General features: G+C 30.2%; 2 protein-coding genes. Both read right to left on the bottom strand.

Annotated elements, in window-relative coordinates:
- Nucleotides 1–221: 221 nt before the first annotated feature.
- Nucleotides 222–983, bottom strand: coding sequence for a DUF6794 domain-containing protein (locus H593_RS20210; RefSeq protein WP_051229773.1), 762 nt, complete (start codon nucleotides 981–983; stop codon nucleotides 222–224).
- A gap of 142 nt (nucleotides 984–1,125) precedes the next feature.
- Nucleotides 1,126–1,851 (bottom strand): TlpA family protein disulfide reductase, encoded by a 726-nt coding sequence (locus H593_RS0115370; protein ID WP_028873239.1) that lies wholly within the window; start codon nucleotides 1,849–1,851, stop codon nucleotides 1,126–1,128.
- Between the last annotated feature and the right edge of the window lie 126 nt (nucleotides 1,852–1,977).

Genomic DNA, 1,977 nt, shown 5'->3' with positions numbered 1-1,977 from the left:
TAGTTAAGAGAGGAACTCCATATGTGGTTCTTCAACAACATGCAGCTTAAAAATAAACTAGAATATTTATTAGGATTTGATCTTGGAATACGTGTATGGCACGTTGTTTTGGTTTAGCAACTAAAATAGCAAAAGAAAACGAGCCAGAGGAAAATCCGCAGGATTTTCCGAGTACACACAAAGTAAACAATGGGTTATACACGTTGTTGGCAACCGTATTTTTAATTTTTACTTATTTTAAAATTCATTAGACTAAAATCATATTCTTGATTAATATTTAGTCCGTCTTCTTCTCCATTAAAAATGGCTTTTTCGTTACCACAAATGTCGGATAACAATATTGTCAGAATATATTTTCCGCGTTTACGAGTCTTCTTTTTCTTCTTAATTATTGTTCCTTTAATGTAGCAATTCGGTTCCTCATTCAAGTTAGGATATTTTTGAATTCGATAAGCCCAAACATTTTTTCCTTGCTTATTAATTTCAAACTCAATTTTAACAGATTCATTGATTTCAAAATTGTCGAATTCTTTTTTACTCAACTCTATTTGATTTTGTTCCTTTTCTTCCAATTCCTTTCTGGAATTTTCCCAATAACTTTTGTAATACTTGATTTGTGAATCCAAGTCAATTGGTTTATTGTTCAATTCTCGATGAAAAGAGGTCAAAATTATTGATGAGATATCATCTGGATGAGAAATCCCTTTGGAATTGAAAAATCTTGATATTTGGTTTTTACCTTTCCATAATTCCCAACCATTTCTAATTCCCATTCCAGTTCCAAAATGTAATTCAGTTACAGCATCGTCCTCTTCTTTGTTTTTGAATTCCGTTTTGTCAGATTCCGACAATTCACAATTCAAATACTCAATTGCATCTTTAAGGTTTTTTGGAATGTAGTTTTCCTTATAATCTTTACAATCATCTTGCGAAAAGACTGTTCCGAAAACTAAAAGTAATATGATTGTAATAGTGTTTCTCATATGGTTGCCAACGTTGTTGTGTATGGACCGTTGCGTGTGAAAGCACGAACCATTAAAGATACAAAACTACGCTGGAAAATTCCCAAGAATTTTCCAGATGAGCACAGACCCAGCAATGGTTTATACACGGTGTTAGCCACAGTTATTTCAGTTTTTCAATTATTTCAATTATCTCGTTTCCTTCTCCCATTTTCAATTCTTCTCGTTCTAATTTTACATATGGAATTCCACCTTTAATGTATTTTAAGACACCATTTTTATCCAAAAATAAATTCATAGGATATGCTTTCATTCCTAAAAAGTCAGTAAAATCTTTAGCGTCAACAAGATGCTTGAAATTGAAAGGATGTTTTTTTAAGAATTTTTCAACGTCTTTAGTGTTTTCATAAGTAATTGCTATAAAATTAAAGTCGTCTTTATACTTTTTCTTAATTTCATTCAAGATTGGCATTTCGTCTATGCAAGGTGCACATTTAGTAAACCAAAAGTTAATCATTGTTGGTTTACCTTTTAGTTTTTCAGAGTTGAAATTTTTTCCTTCTAAAGTTTTTAAGTCAAATTTTGGGAAATCCTTATCTTTAAATTCAGATAAAGGTCCAGCTGTAATAAGTTCATCGTGTTTTTTGTCGCTTATATTAAAAGTTACTTTAGAAATTATAGAATCTTTTTTAGTTTCAGTTTCCTGTATAGTTAAGTTTGCATATACTTTTTTTCCAAGAGCTTTTTCCATTTTAACTTCCATTTCAGAAAGTTTATTTTTCACTTCAGATTCTGTCATTCTATTTTTTCCATCCGTAGTATAGTAGGTGGTTTGTGAGTAAGTGATAATAGAAGTAAAAATCAATAATAATGTAATCAGATTTTTCATAGTTGTGTTTTTTTTAATTGTGGCTAACGGAATTGTGTATGGTTAGATTCTGTGTTAGCAAACAACAAAAATCCTATATTTTTTTCTATTTTTGTTTTTCAAAACGGCTTTAAGCTAGTTTCTAAA

The organism is Psychroserpens burtonensis DSM 12212 (assembly GCF_000425305.1).
GTDB classification, from domain to species: domain Bacteria; phylum Bacteroidota; class Bacteroidia; order Flavobacteriales; family Flavobacteriaceae; genus Psychroserpens; species Psychroserpens burtonensis.
Note: the sequence above shows the minus strand (reverse complement) of the source record. Positions and strands in the feature narration are given on the sequence as shown.